Origin of the sequence: Pseudomonas sp. SWRI111 (assembly GCF_014268555.1) — a bacterium.
Lineage (GTDB): Bacteria > Pseudomonadota > Gammaproteobacteria > Pseudomonadales > Pseudomonadaceae > Aquipseudomonas > Aquipseudomonas hamedanensis.
Genome location: NZ_JABWQQ010000008.1, coordinates 174,824 through 195,985, shown reverse-complemented (window position 1 = coordinate 195,985; position 21,162 = coordinate 174,824). Strand labels below are relative to the sequence as shown.

Sequence of the window (21,162 nt, the reverse complement as noted above, 5' to 3'; positions counted from 1 at the left end):
TAGCGGAGCTCGAAGCCATGAGTACCCCGATTGATCTCACTACCTTAAAGGAACGTCAGAAAGTCGCCTGGGCCAGTGGCGACTACGCCGTGATCGGCACCACCTTGCAAATCGTCGGCGAAAACCTCGCCGAGGCCTGCGACCTGCGCTGTGATGAGCAGGTGCTGGATGTCGCGGCCGGCAATGGCAATGCGACGCTGGCGGCGGCGCGGCGCGGTTGTGTGGTGACCTCGACCGATTACGTCGCGGCACTGCTGGAGCGCGGCCAGGATCGTGCCCGGGCCGAGCATCTCGAGGTGATATTTCAGGTGGCCGATGCCGAAGCGCTGCCTTTTCCCGATGAGAGTTACGACGCTGTACTGTCGACGTTCGGCGTGATGTTCGCACCCGATCAGGTCGCGGCCGCTGCTGAACTGGGGCGGGTATGCCGACGCGGCGGACGCATCGGTCTGGCCAACTGGACGCCGGAAGGTTTCGTCGGCCAGATGTTCAAAACGCTCGGCCAGCATCTGCCACCGCCAGCCGTTGCTCAGCCACCGTCCAATTGGGGCTCGGATGCGTGGCTGCACAAGCACTTCGACGATCGCGACTTTGTCGTCCGCGTGACCCGCAGCCACTTCAATTTTCGCTACCGCTCGGCGGCGCATTTCATTGACGTCTTTCGCCACTGGTACGGGCCTGTGCACAAAGCGTTCGCGGTGTTGCCGGGGGAGGGCGGGCAGGCGCTGGAGGATGATTTGACGGCGTTGCTCAATCGCTCGAACCGGGCGGGGGAGGATTCGCTGGTGGTGCCGAGCGAGTATCTGGAGGTGGTGATTACCAAGCGCTGACTTTGGATTAACGGAGATCCCCTGTAGGAGTGAGCCTGCTCGCGATAGCGGTGTATGAGTCAAATAATGGTTGGCTGACACACCGCTATCGCGAGCAGGCTCACTCCTACAGGGGAGATGTGATTATTTCATCTGCGGCCGATCAAACCACTCCAGCGCAGTGCGCCAGATGCAGATCCCCAGGAAGTAAGCCGACATCAACAACCACAAGCCCATCACCAACGGGTTGATCAGCGGGTGATTGAGCACCAGCGACAAGCTGCACAACAGCCAGATCGCCGTCACCGCAATGTTGATCGGCATGAACCGGCGCACGCGGAACGGGTGCAGAAACTTCATCCGCGTCACGGTCAGCAATGCCAGACCGATCACCGTGAGAAAGGTAATCCATGGCCCCGGGCCAATGATGTACAGACACAAGGCAACCACGTTCCAGGCTGCCGGGAAGCCGACAAAGTAGTTGTCCTTGCTCTTCATGTTGACGTTGCAGAAGCAGAACAGCGACGACACCAGAATCAGCGACACCGTCAGCAGCAAGGTGTATTCAGGCAGGGGAATGTAGCGATAGATAAACAGCGCCGGGATGAATACGTAGGTCAGGTAATCGATCACCAGATCGAGGATCGAGCCGTCGAAACTCGGCAGTACCGATTGTACGTTGACCTTGCGCGCCAGCGCGCCATCGAGGCCGTCGACGATCAGCGCTACGCCCAGCCACATCAGGCAATGGATCGGCTGGTTTTCCAGCAGGGCCAGGGTGGCGAGGAAGGCGGTCACCACGCCGGTCGCGGTAAAGCCATGGGCGCCCCATGCTTTGAGCCTGGCAATGTGTACGGTCGATATCACGGGGGCGTTCTCCAAAAAGTGAAGCAAGCCGGGTATCGCCCTGGGAAAAAGGGCGTCGGCAAACCGGGTCGGGTTGCAGCTATCGACCGGTCTGGCTGGGATAAGGTTCACCACCCTTCAATCTTAGCTCGCTGACGAAAAATGTCTTGCCTGACAAGCCATCGGCGAACCGGCGTCAGCCCAACGGTGCTGGCGCTGCGGCCATGGCGGTCTATCGTTGCCTGACGCAATGGGGCGAGGCCCTTGAGGAAGACGTCATGAATACCAGCGATTTGCTCGAACAATTACTGCGAGGCCAGGCCTCGGCGGGACAACAACGCGGGGCTTCGGCCAGTGACGGTTTGGGCGGACTGGGCGGATTGCTCGGCGGCCTGTTGGGCGGCGGCAGTCAGGCCGGGGCGGGTGGTGCGACTTCTTCTGGCGGGCTTGGTGGCCTGGGCGGTTTACTCGGTGGCTTGCTCGGCGGTGGCGGGCTCGGCGGTGCACTGGGCGGCGGCAGTCGAAATCGCGCCGGTGGCACGAATTACGCAGCATTGGCATCGCTGGGAATGATGGCCTACCAAGCGTATCAAGCCTGGCAACGCAGCCAGGCCAACACGGCGCCGCAACAGATGCCACAGACCGCCGACTTGCTCGCCGGCCCACAAATCGAAACCCACAGCCACGCGGTACTGCGCGCCCTGATCGCCGCCGCCAAGGCTGACGGGCGCATCGACGCATCGGAAAAGCACCTGATCAGCAGTGAAATCGGCAAGCACACTGCCGACCCGCAATTGCAGCAATGGCTCGACGCTGAAGTCGCCAAACCGCTGGATCCTGCTGAAGTAGCGCAGTCTGCGCAAAACGACCCAGCCGTAGCCGCCGAAATGTATCTGGCGAGCGTGATGCTGGTCGACGATCAACAGGGCGCCGAACGCAGATATCTGGATGAGCTGGCGTCAGCGTTAAAAATCGATCCTGACCTGCAGGTGCATCTGGAACAGCAGGCCAAACGGCGAGCCTGAAGCAACATCAAAAGATCGCAGCCCACGAAGGGAATCCCCCAAGCGCAACGATACGGCGCGAGCAGGATCGCTGACTGGTAGTGTTCAGATAATTTGTGGCTGGCTCAGGACCCGTGTGGGAGTGAGCTTGCTCACGAAGGGGGCGGTGCATTCACCATCGATGCTGGCTGACCTGACGCCTGCGCGAGCAAGCCCGGACACAGGGGATTTTTTGCCAGCCGATGCAATTGCTGGATGTGTCGCTACCAGCCCCGGCCGCTCCATCCGTCCGGGGCTTTTTTACGTCGATTGAATTTTTCCGCTGCCGTGTCGCTCTTCTGCATAACAGAACCCGTCTGCAATCGGTGCGCCCATGAACAGCAACCTCGACGATTACAACCGTATGCGCGATTTTTCGGCGACTTCGGAACCGGCGGCGGTCAAGCGCCCCGGTCGCAGGGCCGCCAAAGACCATGCCTTGCAGTTCTGCATCCAGAAGCACGACGCTTCGCACCTGCATTACGACTTTCGTCTGGAGCTTGATGGCGCCCTCAAGAGCTGGGCTGTGCCGAAAGGGCCTTCACTGGACCCCAAGGTCAAGCGCCTGGCGATTCACGTCGAGGATCATCCACTGGATTACGCCACGTTCGAGGGCAGCATTCCCGAGGGGCACTATGGCGCCGGTGACGTGATTGTCTGGGATCGCGGTGTATGGATTCCTCTCGAGGATCCGCACAAGGCCTACGCCAAGGGCCGGCTCAAGTTCGAATTGCAGGGCGAGAAACTGGCCGGGGTGTGGAATCTGGTGCGCACGCACATGCCGGGCAAGAAAGAGCAGTGGTTCCTGATCAAGCATCAGGACAACGCCGCGCGCCCGCAGGATGACTTCGACGTATTGGTGGCCGAGCCCGACAGCGTGCTCAGCGAGCGCACGATTGTCGGTAAATCTGCGCCCGCCGCCGATAAGGCCAAACCGGTGAAGAAGGCCCCGGCCAAACCGCGCAAGCAAGCGTCCGGCCAGCTCACCGGTGCACGCAAGGCCAAGCTGCCGGCGCTGATCAAGCCGGAACTGGCGACCCTGGTCGACAGCGCGCCCGAAGGGCAGTGGAGCTACGAGATCAAATTTGACGGCTACCGGATCATGGCGCGGATCGACCACGATGAGGTTCAGCTGTTCACCCGCAACGGCCATGACTGGACGCACAAACTGCCGCAACAGGCCAAGGCCCTGGCCGCGTTGGGTCTGGAGTCGGCCTGGCTCGACGGCGAAATGGTCGTCGCCAACGAGCAGGGCGTGCCGGATTTTCAGGCCCTGCAAAACGCCTTCGATGCCGGACGCAGTGGCAACATCGTTTATTACCTGTTCGACGTGCCGTATCTCAACGGCGTTGACCTGCGCGACGTGCCGGTCGAAGAGCGTCGCGCCGCGCTGAGCACGATCCTCGGCGCGCAGCCAGAATCCTCGCTGCTGCGCTTTTCCGAAGCCTTCGAAGAAACTCCTGATGCGCTGCTCAATAGCGCTTGCCAGATGCAGATGGAAGGTCTGATCGGCAAACGCCTCGGCTCGCCCTACCTGTCGCGGCGCAGCGGTGACTGGATCAAGCTCAAGTGCAAACATCGCCAGGAGTTCGTCATCGTCGGCTACACCGATCCGAAAGGTGCGCGCAGTGCGTTCGGGGCTTTGCTGCTTGGCTTGCATGACCGTGACAGCGGCGAGTTGCGCTACGCCGGCAAGGTCGGCACCGGCTTCAACGAAACCACGTTGAAAAGCATCCTCGCCCAGCTCAAACCGTTGCACGCCAAAAGCGCCGCGGTGGTCAACCCGCCCAGCGGTTTCGAGGCCAAAGGCGTGCACTGGCTGAAACCCAGGTTACTGGCCGAAGTGGCGTTTGCGGAAATGACCAAGGACGGCTCGGTGCGCCACGCCGTGTTCCATGGATTGCGCGACGACAAACCGGCCAAGGACATTACAGAGGAGCGACCGAAGCCTGTGAAAGCTGCCAAGTCTGAAAAATCCGCAAAGAGCGAAACAACCAAAACCGCCGCGAAGAAACCGGTGAAGAAAGCCGCTGCCAGCAAAGCCGAAACCGCGCCGTCGCAGTCGGGGCTGGCTGGCGGCAAGGTGCGCATCACCCACCCGGATCGGGTAATCGACGCGGTCAGCGGCACCACCAAAATGCAACTGGCGCAGTATTACGCCAGCGTCGCCGAATATATCCTGCCGCAACTCAAGGATCGCCCCGTGGCGCTGGTGCGTGCGCCGGATGGCATCGCTGGCGAACTGTTCTTCCAGAAAAACGCCGAACGCCTGGCGATCCCCGGCATCACTTCGCTGGACAAGGACCTCACCGGCCAGCCCGTGATGCTGATCAACAATGCCGAGGCGCTGATTGGTGCGGTGCAGATGAGTACGGTCGAATTGCACACCTGGAACGGCACGACCGTCGACCTCGACAAGCCTGATCGCTTTGTCCTCGACCTCGATCCGGACCCGGCGTTGCCTTGGAAAAGCATGGTCGAAGCCACCGCGCTGACTCTCACCGTGCTGGACGAATTGGGCCTCAAGGCCTTTCTGAAAACCAGCGGCGGCAAGGGCATCCACCTGGTGGTGCCGCTGACCCGCAAGCACGGCTGGGACGAAGTGAAGGACTTCAGCCACGCCATTGTCAGCCACATGGCCAAGCTGTTGCCGGACCGTTTTTCTGCGGTGTCCGGGCCGAAAAACCGCGTAGGGCGGATCTTCATCGATTACCTGCGCAACGGTCTGGGCGCCACCACTATTTGTGCCTACGCGGCGCGCGCGCGCGAAGGCATGCCGGTGTCCGTGCCGGTGTTTCGCGAGGAAGTCGCCGAAATCAAGGGCGGCAATCACTGGAACATCCACAACGTCCATGAGCGCCTGGCCGAGGTCGGCGAGGAGCCTTGGGCGGACCTGAAGAAAACCCGACAGACCATCACCGCCGAAATGCGTAAACGCGTCGGCCTGAAAAAATGATCAGGTGTCGCGCAGCAAGTCGTGGGCGTTGAGCAGTTCGAAGGCGATTTGCGGGTGGTTTTCCAGGCCCTTGCGAATCGCCGCCGGGATCGCCGCGCGAGTCTTGCGGCACAGGCCGGGCAAGTCGTCGATTAGAATGGCGATACCGCGCATGGTGCGCACTTCGTTGAAGCCGGGAGCAACGTCGACGCGGATGCCCAGTTGCTCAAACATGCGCTGCTGCAGGCGTTTGAGATCGTCGAGGTCTTTGAGTTGTTCCAGGCGCGCCAAGAGGATTTTTTCCTCGGCGCGAGTCAGGCGCAGAATGCGCAGATCTGCACCGGGCGTTTCCAGCAACGGATCGCGCCCGCAGATGCAGGCGCCGGGTGGGCAGGGAGAGCGCAGGGGCACGGTCGTCGTCATGGCCTCCATCATAGAGGCCGTCGGACAGTTTTGCCTATGTGCACTCAGCGGCCGTCCATCGGCCGCTGCTTCCCTCGTGGCTACTGATGCAAGCCTTCGTATTGCACCAGAATGGCGTTGGCCAGGTCTTCGTCACTGGCATTGAGGCCAGGGTTGGCCTGGCGCACCTGTTGCAGTACCGACTCAAGATAAACCCCACGGATGGCCCCGCCGCTGGCGACAAAGGCAGACACGTCGTCACGGGCCGGAATCACCATTTTGTCGTCCTTGAAGGTCGAGTACAGCGACGCGGAGACACCCGCCGAGGTGGCAACATCACCCGCATCGACGCGGGCCAGCGCCGAACCGACCGGCAGGCAGAGAAGTAAAGAAGAAACCAGGACTAACTTGCGCATGACGTGTTCCTCCACAAGCGCGAAGCAAAAAGGAAGGGACTGCATAACGTCAGAGGTGAACCGCGCGCGGGAGTTCCGTACGCGACGAAAACGCAACGGTGAGGAACCGGGCGAAGCGGCGAAGGGTCTACCGCATGCCTGCATTGCCGAGAAACGAATCATGCTCGTCAGAGTCAGCCACAATGTTGTACGCCCCGCAGATCCGCGAATCGAAGCCGCATTGTTCGGCGCATTTGTCCTGTTGACCATCGTGCTCGGCATTGCCCCGCGCAGCCGCGCCGACTGGTTGCTGGAGAATGTCCTCGCGGTGGCGCTGGTGTTGACCCTGCTGCTGGCGCATCGGCGTTTTCGCCTCTCGACACTGTCGCTGGGGATGCTCTTCGCCTTCCTGTGCATCCATGAAGTAGGCGCCCATTACACCTATTCGCGAGTGCCTTACGATCAGTGGAGCACGCTGCTGACCGGCGTCAGTGTCAACAAGACCCTTGGCCTGGAACGCAATCACTATGATCGGCTGGTACACCTGAGTTACGGATTGCTGTTGGTCTGGCCGATGCGCGAAGTGCTGCTGCGCCTGACGCCATTGCGCGGCGCCTGGCTGACGCTGCTGACCTTGAACGTGGTCCTCGCAACCTCGGCGTTGTACGAATTGATCGAGTGGGTGGGCGGCGCCTATCTGGGGGATGACACCGGCCAGGCGTTCGTCGGCGCGCAGAACGATCCGTGGGATTCGCAGAAAGACATGGCCCTGGCGCTGTTCGGCGCCGGGCTGTCTTTGCTGGTATTGGCAGGTTGGCGCCGAGCGCCGCGCTGAAGGCTCAGATCACCCCACAAGCCATGCGATCGCCGCCACCGCCCAGTGGTTTGGGCGTATCGGAATGGTTGTCGCCACCGGCGTGAATCATCAGCGCGTGGCCTTCGATCTCGGCGATTTTCTTCAGGCGCGGGGCGAGCACCGGATAGTTAGCCACGCCGTCCGCCGTCACGTACACCGCTGGCAAGTCCCCCAGATGGCCGTCGGCGTATGGACCGAGGTGCTTGCCGGTTTTCTGCGGATCAAAATGCCCGCCCGCCGCCAACGCGGCACCTTTGACGCCGTCCTTCACGCCGGCCTCGCAACTGCCGTTTTCATGGACGTGAAAGCCGTGAACGCCGGCCGGCAGCGATTTCAGATCGGGCGTGAACAGCAGACCATACGGGGTCTCGCTGACCGTGATCGAGCCGATCGCCTGCGGCGCACCGTCGGCACTGACCAGGTTGATCGCGACTTTTTCCGTTGCTGCCTGTGCCGAACCGATGGCGAAGGTGCCGAGCAGACCTAACCACAATGCGGGTTTCATTAGCGTTTCCTTTAGCTGCATGAGTGTTCTTGACGACGGACTCGATACCTTGCCTGAGTTAACCGGCGATGAAGGCGAATCCATCGGCGCTGCAAAATGTGACTGGCCGCTCAAAGCAAAAGTTTTGCCGGATTCAAGTCGGTGCTGACATCAGCCGATACGCTCTGTGTCGGCAGGTATAGCGAAATAGGCTTAACTGAAACCCGACAAGCGCAATTCCGCGTGTCCAGGGGAGATTCCACGGTGTCGATCAAACTGCGTTTGGTGTTGCTGATTGCGACCAGTCTGTTGACGGCGCTGATCGTGAGTCTGGTCAGTTATGTCGGTAACCAGCGGATGGCTGCCGCCGTCAGCGACAATGCCGCCAGCATGAGTGCGCTGCGCAACCACATGGAAGCGGACATGATGCACGACGCCCTGCGCGCCGATGTTTATTCGGCGCTGCTGGTCGGCCTGGGCAAAAGCACCAGTACCGCCGCTGAAGTGCGTGAGTCGATTGCCGAGCACGCCGGGCATTTTCACCAAGTGCTCGAAGACAACCTGAAACTGCCGATCAACCCGACCTTGCGCACGGCGCTGGAGCAAATCAAGCCGAGCCTCGACACCTACATCAAGACCGGCGAACAGATCGTCGCGGTGGCGCTGGACAATCCGGACGCTGCCCAGCAACAGCTTGGCACCTTCAATAGCGCGTTTACCCAGCTCGAAGAGCAAATGGGCGCGCTCAGCGAACTGATCGAAAGCAACACCCTGCACACCAGCGAAGGCACCGAAGTTGCCATCCGCCACGCCAACCTCGCGTTGGGCGTGGTGCTGATTGCTGGCCTGGTGTTGCTGCTGGGGCAGGGGCGCTGGGTCATCCTGAGTATCATGGGCCCGCTCAAATCTGCCAGTCGCATTGCTGAAAGCATCGCCCATGGCAATCTCAGCGAACCGATCATCGAACCCGCCGGTAAAGACGAAGCCAGTGTTCTGATCCGCACGCTGGCGACGATGCAACGGGATTTGCGCAACATGATCGATGTGGTGCGGCGCAACGCCCACGGCGTCAGCGGCATGAGCGAGCAACTCAGTCAGGGCTGCCATCAGGTCGCCGACAGCAGCCAGCAACAAAGTGTCGCCGCCGGTACGATGGCGGCCGCCGCCAGCCAGATGACCGCCAGCATCGAAGAAATCACCCGCCACGCCGAACGTGCCCTGCACATGGCCAATCAGGCCGAAACCCTGGCCAAGGAGGGCGGCGGGGTGATTCATCAAGTGGTCAGCGACATGGACGACATTGCGCGTTCGGCGCAACAGTCGGCGCAGGTGATTCGCACGCTGGACCAGGAATCCGAGGCGATCTTCAACATCATTCAAGTGATCAAGAGCATCGCCGACCAGACCAACCTGCTGGCGCTCAATGCCGCAATTGAAGCCGCACGCGCCGGCGAACAGGGCCGCGGCTTTGCCGTGGTGGCCGATGAAGTGCGCAGCCTGGCGGCGCGCACCAGCGCCTCGACCCAGGAAATCGCCGCGATGGTTGCGCGCATCCAGAGCAGCACCCGTGAGGCGGTCAGCAGCATGGAAGCCGGCGTGGCGCAAGTCGACAAGGGCATGGCAGTGACGGCCGAGGTGGAGCGGGCAATTCGCGAAATCCTTGAAGCCACACTGAACACCACGCAACTGGTCAACGACATCACCCGCACCATTGGCGAGCAGAGTCACGCCAGCAATGAGATTGCTCATCAGGTGGAAACGATTGCCGGGATGTCCGAGGGCAATAGCCGGGTGATCGGGCAGACAGCTACGACGACAGATGAGTTGTCGAATCTGGCGGGGCAGTTGGCGCAGTCGGTGGATCGGTTTCGGCTTTGAAATTCAGTTGAGTCAGGCGGTTTTATAGTGCCTGGCCGGCCGCCTTCGCGAGCAAGCCCGCTCCCACATTGGAATGCGTTCTCCTGTGGGAGCGGGCTTGCTCGCGAAGAGGCCAGCCCGGCCAACACACATTCAGGCCAATGGGGTCTGAATCAGAACTTGAACGCCTGCCGCCCGATCAACAACCACTTGCCACCCTGCTTCTGCCAGATCTGAAAATTTTCGATCTCAGTCGGAATCACTTCGGTACCCTTCAACGCCTGCGCGGAAAAATGGTTACGCACCAGCGCGGTATCGCCAGACAGCGTGATGGTCTGCTTTTGCATTTCCAGGGTCTTGAATGCACTTCGGCCGCTTTCGATGTCGGCGATGAATTCCTTTTTGTCCTGGATTTTGCCGCTGGAGTGGCCATAAGTCAGGTTGGGCGCGGTGAGTGCGTTGAGCCCGGCGATGTCCTTGTGCAGCATCGCCTGGGTCAGGTGATCAACCGCTTGGGCGACATCTTTCTCGGCCGGGGCAGGGGCGGCGATGGCGTAGCCGCTGAAGGCGCAGAGAAAACCGATCAGGAGGCGGGTCTTGTTCATTGAAGATTTTCCTTGTTGTTATGGGTTGTTGACTGCTGAATTCATCAGTCATCGTACAACGTAGCAGGTTCTTTCGGGATTGTGCAGCGTCGGCGGGTCATGTTCGGCGCTTGTTGGCCGATAAGTGCCTGAGTGCAAAAAGACTTTCAGGTCAGGAAGCGACGCGCGAGTTTGCCCTGACGTGATATTCTTCGCGCCAACTTGGTTTGACCTAATTCGGTTGGCCTGCCTTTTGGGGCGGGCCGACGGGATCCCTGTCGCTCAAGCAGCTGAAGCCAATAACGATAAGAAGTCAGTTCAGAAGGGACATTAACTGAGGTCGATGCGGCATGTCGGCCTTGTGTGCCCACCCGTCAATATTGAAGTGTGCCGTCATCCGCGACGCGAGCCTGAGCGTCAGCCAAGCGGAGCGCATACAGATAACAGCGGCGGGCGGAAGGCGTTTTATCATAGGTGCAACAGATGTTTAAAAAAGTGAACACAGCCTTGCTGGGGCTGGCTTTGGCGATGGGGATGTCGTCCGCCAATGCTGAAGAAGCAAAGAAAGTTGACGTCCTGCTGATCGGCGGCGGCATCATGAGCACCACCTTGGGTGTGTGGATCAATGAGCTGGAGCCGAGCTGGTCGATGGAAATGGTCGAGCGCCTCGATGGCGTCGCCCTGGAAAGCTCCAACGGCTGGAACAACGCCGGTACCGGTCACTCGGCGCTCGCCGAGCTGAACTACACCCCGGAAGACGACAAAGGTAACGTGACGATCCCGAAAGCTGTCGAGATCAACGAAGCGTTCCAGGTGTCCCGTCAGTTCTGGGCCTGGCAGGTTCAGCAAGGCGTTCTGAAGAACCCGCGCTCGTTCATCAACACAACTCCGCACATGAGCTTCGTGTGGGGCGATGACAACATCAAGTTCCTGAAAAAGCGCTACGAAGCCCTGCAAGCGAGCCCGCTGTTCGCTGGCATGCAGTACTCCGAAGACCCGGCTGTGATCAAGAAGTGGGTCCCGTTGATGATGGAAGGGCGTGACCCGAACCAGAAAATCGCGGCCACCTGGAGCCCGCTGGGAACGGACATGAACTTCGGCGAAATCACCCGCCAGTTCGCCGCGCACCTGCAGACCAAGCCTAACTTCGACTTGAAACTGTCGAGCGAAGTCGAGGACATCACCAAGAACGCCGACGGCACCTGGCGCGTCAGCTACAAAAACCTCAAGGACGGCAGCAAAACCGAAACCGACGCCAAGTTCGTGTTCATCGGCGCTGGCGGCGGTGCCCTGCACCTGCTGCAGAAGTCGGGCATTCCTGAAGCCAGGGAATACGCAGGCTTCCCGGTGGGTGGCTCGTTCCTGGTGACCGAGAACCCGACCATTGCCGAGCAGCATCTGGCCAAGGCCTACGGTAAAGCGTCGGTTGGCGCGCCACCGATGTCCGTTCCGCACCTGGACACCCGTGTTCTGGACGGCAAGCGCGTCATCCTGTTTGGCCCGTTCGCGACCTTCAGCACCAAGTTCCTCAAGGAAGGCTCGTACCTGGACCTGCTGACCAGCACCACCACCCACAACATCTGGCCAATGACCAAGGTCGGCATCAAGGAATACCCGCTGGTCGAGTACCTTGCCGGTCAACTGATGCTGTCGGATGAAGACCGTCTGAACGCGCTGAAGGAGTACTTCCCGAACGCCAAGGCTGAAGACTGGCGTCTGTGGCAAGCCGGCCAGCGCGTGCAAATCATCAAGCGTGATGAAGCCGCGGGCGGCGTGCTGAAACTGGGCACCGAGATTGTTACCTCGCAAGACGGTTCCATCGCCGGTCTGCTGGGCGCATCGCCAGGCGCGTCGACCGCTGCACCAATCATGCTGAGCGTGCTGAAGAAAGTCTTCAAAGACAAAGTCGCGACCCCTGAGTGGCAGACCAAGCTGCACCAGATCGTGCCTAGCTACGGCACCCAGCTGAACAGCGATCCGGCCAAAGTGGCCGCAGAGTGGGCCTACACCGCCAAGATCCTCGAACTGCCGACGCCTCCGGTGATCGGTCAGGCCGCTGCTCCGGCAGCCGGCGCTGCGGCTCAGAAGGCTGTGGCACCGAAGGAAAGCGCTGCACGTGACATGGCTCTGTAACTAGAACCCTGACACACAAAACCCACTGAACCGGCGACGGTCAGTGGGTTTTTTTGTGGCCTGGATTTGGAAGGAGCGTAGGGGTGAGTTCAGATTTTCGCGTTCGCCAGGTAGGCACCCAACCGCCGGCCCATTTCCTCGCCCAACGCCTGCAACCCGCTCAGCGGCCGCACCATCACTTCAAACTCGATAATCTTGCCGCTGCCGTCGAAGCGAATCATGTCGATGCCTTTGAGTTCTTTCGTACCGACCCTGGCGCTGAATTCAAGAATCACGTTCAAGCCATCGGCGGTGGCCAGCTCGCGGTGATAGGTGAAATCCTCAAAGACCTCGAACACGGTGTTAAGGATCATGGCCACCACCGGCGCGCCAGGGTAGGGCGTGTGGGCCATGGGCGAGCGAAACACGGCTTGCGGATCAAGCAGTTCGGGAAGGGCGGTGAGATTGCCGCTGCGAATCATCTCGTGCCAGCGCTCGAGGGATGCGCTGACATTGGGCAATAAGGCGAGATCGGGCATGGTCACTCCTGTTTTTTATTGTTGTTCGACGGCAATGACTCTAGATCAGTCCGGCTGAAATGGAATCCTTGAATATCAAACTGAATACCTGCCTATGTCGGAAGCGGATCAGATGCGCATCTGATCCGTATTTTTCAGTCTCATCTGCCTCTGTATCTAACACAGCCACACGCTCAAAATGCCCGGCAGTGCAGTCACTCGCGACAAATCTTCATCCCGAAGCGTCCGGTGCACCGCAGGTTTGGCATTGAGGAGAGCTGTATGTACAAGATGGCGTTTTTTCTCGGCGGTTTTCTGACCCTGACCATTCTGATTGGTGTCCTCGCAACGATTTCTCCGGTCTGATCCCGGCGCATTTTTTCGAACTCTGTCGTTCTCCTGCTTTCAGTTACAGAACAGGGCAAGCCAGCCCGCCACTGAATGATCGAGGAGCGAAACATGCGTAGCACGACCTTGCAGGGACGTTGGGTTCCCGTGGGCTTGATGGTTGCGGCCCTGACCGGTTGCGCGATGAGCAACACCGAGTCACCGGTGCAGTCGCCCGGTCAATCCAAGGCGTCCGACACGGAGATGCTTGAGGTGGGCGCGCAATGGCTGCAGGACAAGCCGCCGATCCGTGCGTTGAACATGTACCTGGATGGCTTCCATTTCTATAACGGCCATCCTGGCGCACAGATGGAAGCGCATCACTACTGTTCGGCGCTCAACGAAGAAGTGTTTCAGTGCGTGATCTACGACGGCAACACCGCCGAAGCCAAGTTGATGGGCGTGGAGTACATCATCAGCCAGCGTCTGTTCACGCAGTTGCCTGCCAAGGAAAAGGCGCTGTGGCACAGTCACGCGCACGAAGTCACCTCAGGTCAGCTGATCGCGCCAGGCATTCCACAAGTGGCGGAAACCCGTCTGATGGAAAAACTCGCCAATACCTACGGCAAGACCTGGCACACCTGGCACACCGATCAGGACAAGCAACTGCCTTTGGGCGTGCCGCAATTGATGATGGGCTTCACTGCTGACGGTCAAGCGGATGCGCAAATGGTCCGCCAGCGCGATCAGCGTCTGGGCGTCGACAGCGCCGAGAAGAAACAGGCTCGCGCCGGGATCAAACCGGCGCCTGTTGCGCCTGGGGCTGACGCCTGGCAGAAGGGCAACGTTGTGCAGATCAAGGATCCGACCGGACACCAGCACCTCATGCCGCGCCCGGCCACCCCCGGCGATGAAAACGCCCGCAGCCAGCCGTGACTTACGGCGCGCCGAACAGCATCGTCCAGTAGACGCCCTTATCACTGCGCGATTCACTGGCGAACCCCGCACCCACCTGCGTGAAGATCGGGCTCATCAGGTTGGCGCAATGGCCAGGGCTGGCCAGCCAGCCCGCCATCGCCTTGCCGGGCGAGCTTTGTCCGGCGGCAATGTTCTCGCCCACTTGCCGACCACGATAACCGGCAGCCCGGGCGCGATCGGCGGGCATGTCGCCGTCAGGGTCGCGGTGGGCAAAGTAGTTGCCATACGCCATGGCTTTGCTGTGTCCCTGTGCCGCTGCGCCCAGTGCTGCATTCCAGCTCAGTGGCCGGGCCGCGGCGAAACGCTGGCGTCCGCACATCCGCGGACGGGCGCGGGCGGCGTTGACCTCGGCGAGCAAGGCTTTGCCAACGCTGCGGTTATCGCCGACGCGACGGTCGAGCACCGGTTGCGCGAGCACCACTTGCCACTGATTGCGCGAACGGCTGACGCCGATATCGGCATAGCTGGCATCCAGCAAGGCGGCGCAGTAATCACTCTGCAACAGGTCGAAAGCCTCGTCGGCGTCCTCGGCACCGACAATGCGAATGCTGCGCACCGCGACGGCCGAATACCCGGACGACTTCAACGCTTCCCGCATGCCGCCGCCATAGCGATAGCCGATCGGCAAGGCCAGATTCGCCTGCAACGTCAGAGGCGCCAGGCGTTGTCCCGGCCGGCGCTCGCAGCGCTGCGGATGCGCACGATAGTCGTTGATGGCGGCCACCAGTTGTCGCTCCGCTCCGGCATGGACGGTTGGCACAAGCAGTGGCGACAGAATCAGCAGGCACAGCGAAAGCAGGCGAGACGAACGAACGGCGTGGCGCATGGGACGGGCAGCTCAAGGGGGGACAGCGCTAAAGTGGGAGAGCCGCGCAGGGCGGCGCGAATAGGACTGGGGTTTGCGGACTTGGTTCAGGGGCGGCGGGGGCATTTTTAAACTTGCATAATGGTGTCGTCTGGACCGACGCCATCGCGAGCAGGCTCACTCCTACAAGTGCAAGGCATTCCAAATGTAGGAGTGAGCCTGCTCGCGATAGGGCCAGTGGAAACAACACCTCACTCAGGCCCGACCTCAGCGATTCAACACATCCCCCATCCACCGCCAATATTCTCCCCGTCCGGAAATCGAGTTATGCCCCGAATCCGGTACCACCTTCAGCGTCGCCACGCCTTGAGGGAAACTTTCGAACAACCGCTGCGTGCTGCTGCGTCCAATCACTTCGTCATCACTGGCCGCCAACAACAACGTCGGCACGCGGATATGCGCCGCGTACTTGCCCGATTCGAAACGATCCTTGAGTAACCACTTCACCGGCACCCATGGGTATTGCTGCCCGGCGATTTCCTCGAGGCTGTTGAACGGCGTCACCAATATCAGCTTCTGCACCGGCCGCTGGCTGACCAGACGCACCGCCACGCCCGAGCCCAGACTTCGTCCGACCACGGCAATTTGCGGGTGGCTCGCATACACCTGATCGAACAATGCCAGCGCATCTTCGGCAATCGCCGCTTCGGAAGGTGAGCCAGTGCTGCCGCCAAAGCCCCGATAGTGCAAAAAATACAGCGCGTAATCGGGAAACGCCTCGGCAAATTCCTCAAGATTGCGCGAAACGTCTTCGGCATTACCGCCGAAATAGATCAGTGCCCGCGATCCGCTGCGCTCGCGAGTGGTCACCCAAACCTCCGCGTCCGGCATCGACAGCTTCAGCCGTGTATCTTCAGAGGTTACTGCGGCAGGCTGTGGAAAATAGATCAGCGAACGCTGAAACACGAACAGCGCCGCACACAGCACCAGGTACACGGCAACGATGAAAACGACGAGTGACATCAGCGTTCGGGACATTCGGCTACTTTTAACGGGGTGAGGGGTTTGCTGTCGCAGTGTAGTTCAGCAACTGCGCCTGACAGCCGTCGCACACAACATGCAACAGATCCGCGCAGCAGGAGGACCCGCATGCGCCACACTGAGGGTTACTCCCGTCGTCGCTTGCTGAGGCTGGCTGCCGAGGCGACGGCGGTTTTTACGGTTGATCGAGCGCTGGCCGCTGTCTTGCCGCCGACCCTCACTTCGCCGGACAAGGCAGGAGAGCAGACTATGCAGACCCGTACCATCCCTTCCAGCTCCGAGTCGCTGCCCATGGTCGGGTTGGGCACTTATCGCGGTTTCGACGTCGCCCCGGGTGATCCGGCTTACAAACAGTTACCGGCGGTACTCAGCGAGCTGTTTCGCAAGGGCGGCACGGTGGTCGACAGCTCGCCCATGTACGGCCGCGCCGAGCAGACCACCGGCGAGTTGCTGTCGATTCACGAACCGCGCTCGCCGGCCTTTCTGGCAACCAAAGTGTGGACCCGTGGACGCGAGGAGGGCATCGCGCAGATGGAGCAGTCGTTCAACCTGCTGCAAACCGAACGCATCGACTTGATGCAGATCCATAACCTGCTCGACTGGAAAACCCACCTGCCGACGCTGCGCGAATGGAAAGAGCAGGGACGGATTCGCTATATCGGCATCACGCATTACACCTCCTCGGCCTACGACGAAGTTGAAGCCGTCCTGAAAGCCGAAAAGCTCGATTTTCTGCAAATCAATTACGCCCTCGACGACCGAGGTGTCGAGAAACGCATTCTGCCGCTTTGCCGCGAACGTGGAGTGGCGGTGATTTGCAACCGGCCGTTTGGTGGCGGCGATTTGCTCGCCCGGCTCAAGGGCAAAGCCCTGCCGGCGTGGGTCTCGGATGTGCAGGTCAACAGTTGGCCGCAACTGGCGCTGAAATTTTTGCTGGCACATCCAGCGGTGACCTGTGTGATTCCGGGGACCGGCAATCCGCGTTACATGGCCGATAACGCCGGGGCGGGATTCGGGCCGATGCTGACCGATGCGCAGCGGCATCAGTTGATTGCACTGGTGGGCTGACCCCGCACAAACGTTGCTGCCCCAGCGCAACGCTTCGAGCAACAACGCAATTACCGTAGTGGCGCCACCTGTAGGAGCTGTCGAGTGCAACGAGGCTGCGATCTTTTGATCTTGCTTTGAAGATCAAAAAATCGCAGCGCCCACAGGGACGTTTTCAGATCATCTCCGGCAACGAATCAAGAAGCTTGTCCAGCGTAATCGGATACTCCCTGACTCGCGCCCCGGTGGCGTTATAGATCGCATTTGCCACTGCCGCACTCACGCCGCAAATCCCCAACTCACCGACACCCTTGGCCTTCATCGGCGAAGAAATCGGGTCGGTTTCATCCAGGAAAATCACTTCCTGATGGGGAATGTCGGCATGCACCGGCACTTCATATCCAGCCAGATCATGGTTGACGAAAAAGCCCAGGCGTTTGTCCACCGCCAATTCTTCCATCAATGCGGCGCCGACGCCCATGGTCATCGCGCCGATCACCTGACTGCGCGCCGACGTCGGGTTGAGAATCCGCCCGGCAGCGCATACCGCAAGCATGCGCCGCACGCGCACTTCGCCGGTGGCGGCATCGACGGCGACTTCGACAAAGTGCGCGCCGAAGGTCGATTGCTGGTATTTCTCGGCCAGATCACCGAACTCGATGCTGTCCTCGCCGACCAGTGCGCCGTTTGCCGCCGCGTTGCGCAGCGGCAGGCTTTGGCTGCCGACGCGCACTTGCCCGTCGACGAATTCGGCCTGATCTGCCGCCAGCCCCAGTCTGGCCGCCACCGCTTCGCGCAGTTTTACGCAGGCAGCGTAGACGCCTGCGGTCGAGCAGTTACCGCCGAACTGGCCGCCGGAGCCGGCTGACACCGGGAAGTTTGAATCACCCAGACGCACCACCACATCATCGAGGCCAACGCCCATCATTTCGGCCGCCGTCTGCGCGATGATCGTGTAGCTACCGGTGCCGATGTCGGTCATGTCGGTTTCCACGACGACTTTGCCATCGCGCTCCAGCCGTACGCGGGCGCCGGACTTGACCAGCAGGTTGTTGCGAAACGCCGCGGCGACGCCCACGCCGATCAGCCAACGGCCTTCTCGGTGCGTGCCCGGCTTCGCCTTGCGCTGATTCCAGCCGAACTTCTCGGCACCGGTCTGCAGGCATTTGATCAGTTGGCGTTGGGAGAATGGCCGCTCGGTTTTCACCGGATCGACCTGGGTGTCGTTGAGAATGCGAAATTGCACCGGGTCCATGTTCAGCTGTTCGGCCATTTCGTCCATGGCGATTTCCAGCACCATCAGCCCCGGCGCTTCGCCGGGCGCGCGCATGGCGTTGCCCTCAGGCAAGTCGAGCGGCGCCAGGCGCATGCTGACGCGGCGGTTTTGCGCGGCGTAGAGCAGTTGGCTCGGCTGCGCGGCGAGTTCGACCTTGCCGTCCGCCAGGTTGCCCGACCAGCCTTCGTGGGCAATGGCCGTGAGCTTGCCGTCAGCGGTTGCAGCCATGCGGATGCGCTGAATCGTCGCCGGGCGGTGGGTGGTGTTATTCGCCATCTGCGGGCGGGCCAGGGCGACTTTCACCGGTCTGCCGGCCATGCGCGCGCCGAGGGCGGCCAGGATCACGTCGGCGCGGATGAACAACTTGCCGCCAAAACCACCGCCGATGTACGGCGAGACCAAACGGACATTTTCCTTCGGCAGGCCGAGGGTTTTCGCGATGTCACCGACACTCCAGGCGACCATCTGGTTCGACGTCCACACGGTCAGCTGATCGCCTTCCCATGCGGCCAGTGTCGCGTGCGGTTCCATCATCGCGTGGGACTGGTCAGGGGTGGTGTAGGTCTGATCGAACTGCACCGGCGCCGCGGCAAACGCCTTGTCAAAATCACCGTGATTGACGTCAGGCAACTCGTCTTTCGGCTCGACGCCCAGATCTTTGACGCTGGCCAGATCGAACTTGCCTTCCGTGGTTTCGTAATCAACCTTGACCCATTGCGCGGCGGCGCGGGCTTGTTCGAAGGTCTCGGCGACGACCAGTGCGACGGCCTGCTGATAGTGCTGGACTTCAGGCCCGGCGAGCAGGTGCGCGGCGTTGTAATCGCCCTTGGCGAGCTTGCCGGCGTTCTCGGCGGTGACGATCGCCAGCACGCCCGGCGCGGCTTTGGCCTCGTCCAGATGAATCGCTTTGATCCGGCCTTTGGCGATGGCCGAATCGACCATGAAGCCGTAAGCCTGGTTGGCTGCTGCCTCATGTTGCTCGTAGGCATAAGTGGCCTGGCCACTGGTTTTCAGCGGACCTTCGATGCGCTCGGTGGGTTGGCCGACGACCTTCAGGCGGTCGATGGGGTTGGTGGTGGCGGGCGTGTCGAATTTCATGCCGTTTCCCTCGCTTGCGCCAACACCGAGGCCAGCGTGCGCTCGACCAGTGTCAGTTTGAATTGGTTGTCAGCGGTAGGTGTCGCGCCTTCGAGCAGGCGTTCGCTGACCGCTTTTGCGCCTTTGGGCAACAGCGCGTCTGCCGCTTCGACCCGCCACGGTTTCGGCGCGATGCCGCCGACCGCCACGCGGCCGCTGCCGTCCTTTTGCAAGATCAAACCCACCGAGACCAGCGCAAAGGCGTAGGACGAGCGGTCGCGCACCTTGTGATAAATGTGCGTGCCACCGACCGGAGGCGGCAGCGTTACGGCGGTAATGAATTCGCCGGGCGCGAGGCTGGTTTCGATATTCGGTGTGTTGCCCGGCAACTGATGAAAGTCAGCCATCGGGATACTGCGCGTGCTGCCGTCGGGTTTCACCGTTTCAATCTGCGCATCGAGGGCGCGCATGGCGATGGCCATGTCGCTTGGGTGGGTGGCAATGCACGCGTCACTGACGCCGATGATCGCCAATTGCCGTGTGACCCCGCCGATGGCTGCGCAGCCGCTGCCGGGATTGCGTTTGTTGCAGGCTTGGTGCGTGTCGTAAAAGTACGGGCAGCGGGTGCGCTGCAACAGGTTGCCGGCGGTGGTCGCCATGTTGCGCAGTTGCCCCGACGCGCCGGCGAGCAGGGCGCGGGAAAGCAGGGCGTAATCCTTGCGCACCCGCGCATCGGCGGCCAGATCGGTGTTGCGCACCAATGCGCCGATGCGCAGGCCGCCCTCGGGCGTGGCTTCGATCTGATCCAGGCCGAGGTGGTTGATGTCGATCAGGTGCACCGGGGTTTCGATGTCGAGTTTCATCAGGTCGAGCAGGTTGGTGCCGCCGGCGATGAACTTCGCGCCCTGGACTTGCGCAGCTTGTGCGGCGGCTGCGGCAGGCGAGTCGGCGCGGCTGTAATTGAAGGCTCTCATGCCGGCACCTCCGCGACTTCAGTGATGGCTTCGATGATGTTCGAGTAAGCGCCGCAGCGGCAGATGTTGCCGCTCATGCGCTCCTGCAATTCGGCGGCGATCAGCTTCGGCGGCTCGGTCAGGCTCGGGCTGACGTGGCTGGGAATGCCGTCGCGGATTTCCTTGAGCACGGCGACCGCCGAGCAGATCTGCCCCGGCGTGCAATAGCCGCATTGATAACCGTCGTGCTTGATGAATGCGGCTTGCATCGGATGCAGTTTGTCCGGCATGCCGAGGCCTTCAATGGTGGTGACCTCGCTGCCCTCGTGCATGACCGCCAGGGTCAGGCAGGCATTGATCCGCCGCCCGTCGGCGATCACCGTGCAGGCGCCGCACTGGCCGTGGTCGCAGCCTTTCTTGGTGCCGGTCAGGTGCAGGTGTTCGCGCAGGGCATCGAGCAGGGTGGTGCGGTTGTCGACATCCAGCGTTTGCGGTTTACCGTTGACGTGCAGGGTGACTTTGCTCATGGCCGGTTGCTCCAGACTGGCCGCGTAGGCCTTGAGGCTGATGAAAGGGGGCATTGCGAACGCCGTCGCGGTTACGGCGCCGAGGATCATGAAGTTGCGTCGGGAAATCGGCATGATTCGATTCCTTGTCTCATCGGGCGGCAGGATTGCAAAAAGGCCCAAAGGGGCGCGCCGGCATGCATGCCAGTCTCGTTAAGGAGTGACCGCCGGAGAGGGGAAAAGGTTTTGTCGGATTTGCGCTAAAGGGTTATGTGCTGGATTCATCAATCTTCAAAACAACACAAACCCCC

19 protein-coding genes are annotated in these 21,162 nt (G+C 61.0%); 8 read left to right on the top strand and 11 right to left on the bottom strand.

Annotation, left to right across the window (positions count from 1 at the left end; translation table 11 throughout):
• The first annotated feature begins 17 nt into the window (after positions 1-17).
• Complete coding sequence (locus HU755_RS12375; RefSeq protein WP_186632937.1) at positions 18-830, top strand: class I SAM-dependent methyltransferase; 813 nt, start codon at positions 18-20, stop codon at positions 828-830.
• A 123-nt stretch (positions 831-953) separates the two neighbouring features.
• On the opposite strand, the gene pcsA is transcribed toward HU755_RS12375, so the two are convergent.
• Complete coding sequence (gene pcsA / locus HU755_RS12370) at positions 954-1,676, bottom strand: phosphatidylcholine synthase (protein ID WP_186632934.1); 723 nt, start codon at positions 1,674-1,676, stop codon at positions 954-956.
• Positions 1,677-1,933: 257 nt separating this feature from the next.
• Between pcsA and HU755_RS12365 the strand changes: the two genes are divergently transcribed.
• Positions 1,934-2,680: a tellurite resistance TerB family protein gene (locus HU755_RS12365; protein WP_186632999.1), complete on the top strand. Its 747-nt coding sequence runs from the start codon at positions 1,934-1,936 to the stop codon at positions 2,678-2,680.
• A 352-nt stretch (positions 2,681-3,032) separates the two neighbouring features.
• On the top strand, positions 3,033-5,654 hold the full coding sequence (gene ligD, locus HU755_RS12360) for a DNA ligase D (protein WP_186632931.1): 2,622 nt from the start codon (positions 3,033-3,035) through the stop codon (positions 5,652-5,654).
• Here the strand turns inward: ligD and HU755_RS12355 are convergent, their stop codons facing one another.
• Together HU755_RS12355 and HU755_RS12350 are read right to left on the bottom strand one after the other, a co-directional pair.
• Positions 5,655-6,056, bottom strand: a complete 402-nt coding sequence (locus HU755_RS12355) for a hypothetical protein (protein ID WP_186632927.1) — start codon at positions 6,054-6,056, stop codon at positions 5,655-5,657.
• A gap of 80 nt (positions 6,057-6,136) precedes the next feature.
• On the bottom strand, positions 6,137-6,451 hold the full coding sequence (locus HU755_RS12350) for a DUF2388 domain-containing protein (protein ID WP_186551634.1): 315 nt from the start codon (positions 6,449-6,451) through the stop codon (positions 6,137-6,139).
• A 160-nt stretch (positions 6,452-6,611) separates the two neighbouring features.
• Between HU755_RS12350 and HU755_RS12345 the strand changes: the two genes are divergently transcribed.
• A complete protein-coding gene (locus HU755_RS12345; protein ID WP_186632924.1) occupies positions 6,612-7,265 on the top strand; it encodes a DUF2238 domain-containing protein in 654 nt (217 codons plus the stop codon).
• Positions 7,266-7,269: 4 nt separating this feature from the next.
• On the opposite strand, the gene sodC is transcribed toward HU755_RS12345, so the two are convergent.
• Positions 7,270-7,791 carry a superoxide dismutase family protein gene (sodC, locus tag HU755_RS12340; protein ID WP_186632921.1) on the bottom strand — a complete coding sequence of 174 codons (522 nt, stop codon included), beginning with the start codon at positions 7,789-7,791 and terminating at the stop codon, positions 7,270-7,272.
• A gap of 243 nt (positions 7,792-8,034) precedes the next feature.
• On the opposite strand from sodC, the gene HU755_RS12335 reads away from it, so the two are divergent.
• On the top strand, positions 8,035-9,648 hold the full coding sequence (locus HU755_RS12335; RefSeq protein ID WP_186632919.1) for a methyl-accepting chemotaxis protein: 1,614 nt from the start codon (positions 8,035-8,037) through the stop codon (positions 9,646-9,648).
• Positions 9,649-9,800: 152 nt separating this feature from the next.
• Here HU755_RS12335 and HU755_RS12330 read toward each other — a convergent pair whose 3' ends face one another.
• A complete protein-coding gene (locus tag HU755_RS12330) occupies positions 9,801-10,232 on the bottom strand; it encodes a nuclear transport factor 2 family protein (protein WP_186632916.1) in 432 nt (143 codons plus the stop codon).
• A 462-nt stretch (positions 10,233-10,694) separates the two neighbouring features.
• Between HU755_RS12330 and mqo the strand changes: the two genes are divergently transcribed.
• Complete coding sequence (gene mqo / locus HU755_RS12325) at positions 10,695-12,344, top strand: malate dehydrogenase (quinone) (protein WP_186632913.1); 1,650 nt, start codon at positions 10,695-10,697, stop codon at positions 12,342-12,344.
• A gap of 89 nt (positions 12,345-12,433) precedes the next feature.
• Here the strand turns inward: mqo and HU755_RS12320 are convergent, their stop codons facing one another.
• The gene (locus tag HU755_RS12320) at positions 12,434-12,862 is read right to left on the bottom strand and encodes a nuclear transport factor 2 family protein (protein WP_186632910.1); all 429 of its coding nucleotides are present in this window, start codon (positions 12,860-12,862) and stop codon (positions 12,434-12,436) included.
• Between the two features lie 438 nt (positions 12,863-13,300).
• Between HU755_RS12320 and HU755_RS12315 the strand changes: the two genes are divergently transcribed.
• Entirely contained in the window at positions 13,301-14,104 is an 804-nt protein-coding gene (locus tag HU755_RS12315; RefSeq protein ID WP_186632906.1) for an OBAP family protein, read from the top strand.
• A 1-nt stretch (position 14,105) separates the two neighbouring features.
• Here HU755_RS12315 and HU755_RS12310 read toward each other — a convergent pair whose 3' ends face one another.
• Together HU755_RS12310 and HU755_RS12305 are read right to left on the bottom strand one after the other, a co-directional pair.
• Positions 14,106-14,972, bottom strand: a complete 867-nt coding sequence (locus HU755_RS12310) for a CAP domain-containing protein (protein WP_186632903.1) — start codon at positions 14,970-14,972, stop codon at positions 14,106-14,108.
• 246 nt (positions 14,973-15,218) lie between these two features.
• Positions 15,219-15,989 carry an alpha/beta hydrolase gene (locus HU755_RS12305; RefSeq protein WP_186632900.1) on the bottom strand — a complete coding sequence of 257 codons (771 nt, stop codon included), beginning with the start codon at positions 15,987-15,989 and terminating at the stop codon, positions 15,219-15,221.
• A 111-nt stretch (positions 15,990-16,100) separates the two neighbouring features.
• On the opposite strand from HU755_RS12305, the gene HU755_RS12300 reads away from it, so the two are divergent.
• Positions 16,101-17,060, top strand: coding sequence for an aldo/keto reductase (locus HU755_RS12300; protein WP_186551624.1), 960 nt, complete (start codon positions 16,101-16,103; stop codon positions 17,058-17,060).
• Positions 17,061-17,214: 154 nt separating this feature from the next.
• Here HU755_RS12300 and paoC read toward each other — a convergent pair whose 3' ends face one another.
• Genes paoC through paoA form a run of 3 tightly spaced genes read right to left on the bottom strand, consistent with a single transcriptional unit; the run spans position 17,215 to position 20,986 of the window.
• Positions 17,215-19,413, bottom strand: coding sequence for an aldehyde oxidoreductase molybdenum-binding subunit PaoC (paoC, locus tag HU755_RS12295; protein WP_186632897.1), 2,199 nt, complete (start codon positions 19,411-19,413; stop codon positions 17,215-17,217).
• Complete coding sequence (locus HU755_RS12290; RefSeq protein WP_186632894.1) at positions 19,410-20,366, bottom strand: xanthine dehydrogenase family protein subunit M; 957 nt, start codon at positions 20,364-20,366, stop codon at positions 19,410-19,412. The genes paoC and HU755_RS12290 overlap by 4 nt, the downstream gene beginning before the upstream one ends.
• On the bottom strand, positions 20,363-20,986 hold the full coding sequence (gene paoA, locus HU755_RS12285; protein WP_186551621.1) for an aldehyde dehydrogenase iron-sulfur subunit PaoA: 624 nt from the start codon (positions 20,984-20,986) through the stop codon (positions 20,363-20,365). The genes HU755_RS12290 and paoA overlap by 4 nt, the downstream gene beginning before the upstream one ends.
• Positions 20,987-21,162 lie beyond the last annotated feature (176 nt).

Excerpts from the sequence above, each read along its gene's own strand:
- HU755_RS12375 (WP_186632937.1), top strand. The coding sequence starts at position 18 with ATGAGTACCCCGATTGATCTCACTACCTTAAAGGAACGTCAGAAAGTC.
- HU755_RS12365 (WP_186632999.1), top strand. The coding sequence starts at position 1,934 with ATGAATACCAGCGATTTGCTCGAACAATTACTGCGAGGCCAGGCCTCG.
- ligD (WP_186632931.1), top strand. The coding sequence starts at position 3,033 with ATGAACAGCAACCTCGACGATTACAACCGTATGCGCGATTTTTCGGCG.
- HU755_RS12355 (WP_186632927.1), bottom strand. The coding sequence starts at position 6,056 with ATGACGACGACCGTGCCCCTGCGCTCTCCCTGCCCACCCGGCGCCTGC.
- HU755_RS12350 (WP_186551634.1), bottom strand. The coding sequence starts at position 6,451 with ATGCGCAAGTTAGTCCTGGTTTCTTCTTTACTTCTCTGCCTGCCGGTC.
- HU755_RS12345 (WP_186632924.1), top strand. The coding sequence starts at position 6,612 with ATGCTCGTCAGAGTCAGCCACAATGTTGTACGCCCCGCAGATCCGCGA.
- sodC (WP_186632921.1), bottom strand. The coding sequence starts at position 7,791 with ATGAAACCCGCATTGTGGTTAGGTCTGCTCGGCACCTTCGCCATCGGT.
- HU755_RS12330 (WP_186632916.1), bottom strand. The coding sequence starts at position 10,232 with ATGAACAAGACCCGCCTCCTGATCGGTTTTCTCTGCGCCTTCAGCGGC.
- mqo (WP_186632913.1), top strand. The coding sequence starts at position 10,695 with ATGTTTAAAAAAGTGAACACAGCCTTGCTGGGGCTGGCTTTGGCGATG.
- HU755_RS12320 (WP_186632910.1), bottom strand. The coding sequence starts at position 12,862 with ATGCCCGATCTCGCCTTATTGCCCAATGTCAGCGCATCCCTCGAGCGC.
- HU755_RS12315 (WP_186632906.1), top strand. The coding sequence starts at position 13,301 with ATGCGTAGCACGACCTTGCAGGGACGTTGGGTTCCCGTGGGCTTGATG.
- HU755_RS12310 (WP_186632903.1), bottom strand. The coding sequence starts at position 14,972 with ATGCGCCACGCCGTTCGTTCGTCTCGCCTGCTTTCGCTGTGCCTGCTG.
- HU755_RS12305 (WP_186632900.1), bottom strand. The coding sequence starts at position 15,989 with ATGTCCCGAACGCTGATGTCACTCGTCGTTTTCATCGTTGCCGTGTAC.
- HU755_RS12300 (WP_186551624.1), top strand. The coding sequence starts at position 16,101 with ATGCGCCACACTGAGGGTTACTCCCGTCGTCGCTTGCTGAGGCTGGCT.
- paoC (WP_186632897.1), bottom strand. The coding sequence starts at position 19,413 with ATGAAATTCGACACGCCCGCCACCACCAACCCCATCGACCGCCTGAAG.
- HU755_RS12290 (WP_186632894.1), bottom strand. The coding sequence starts at position 20,366 with ATGAGAGCCTTCAATTACAGCCGCGCCGACTCGCCTGCCGCAGCCGCC.
- paoA (WP_186551621.1), bottom strand. The coding sequence starts at position 20,986 with ATGCCGATTTCCCGACGCAACTTCATGATCCTCGGCGCCGTAACCGCG.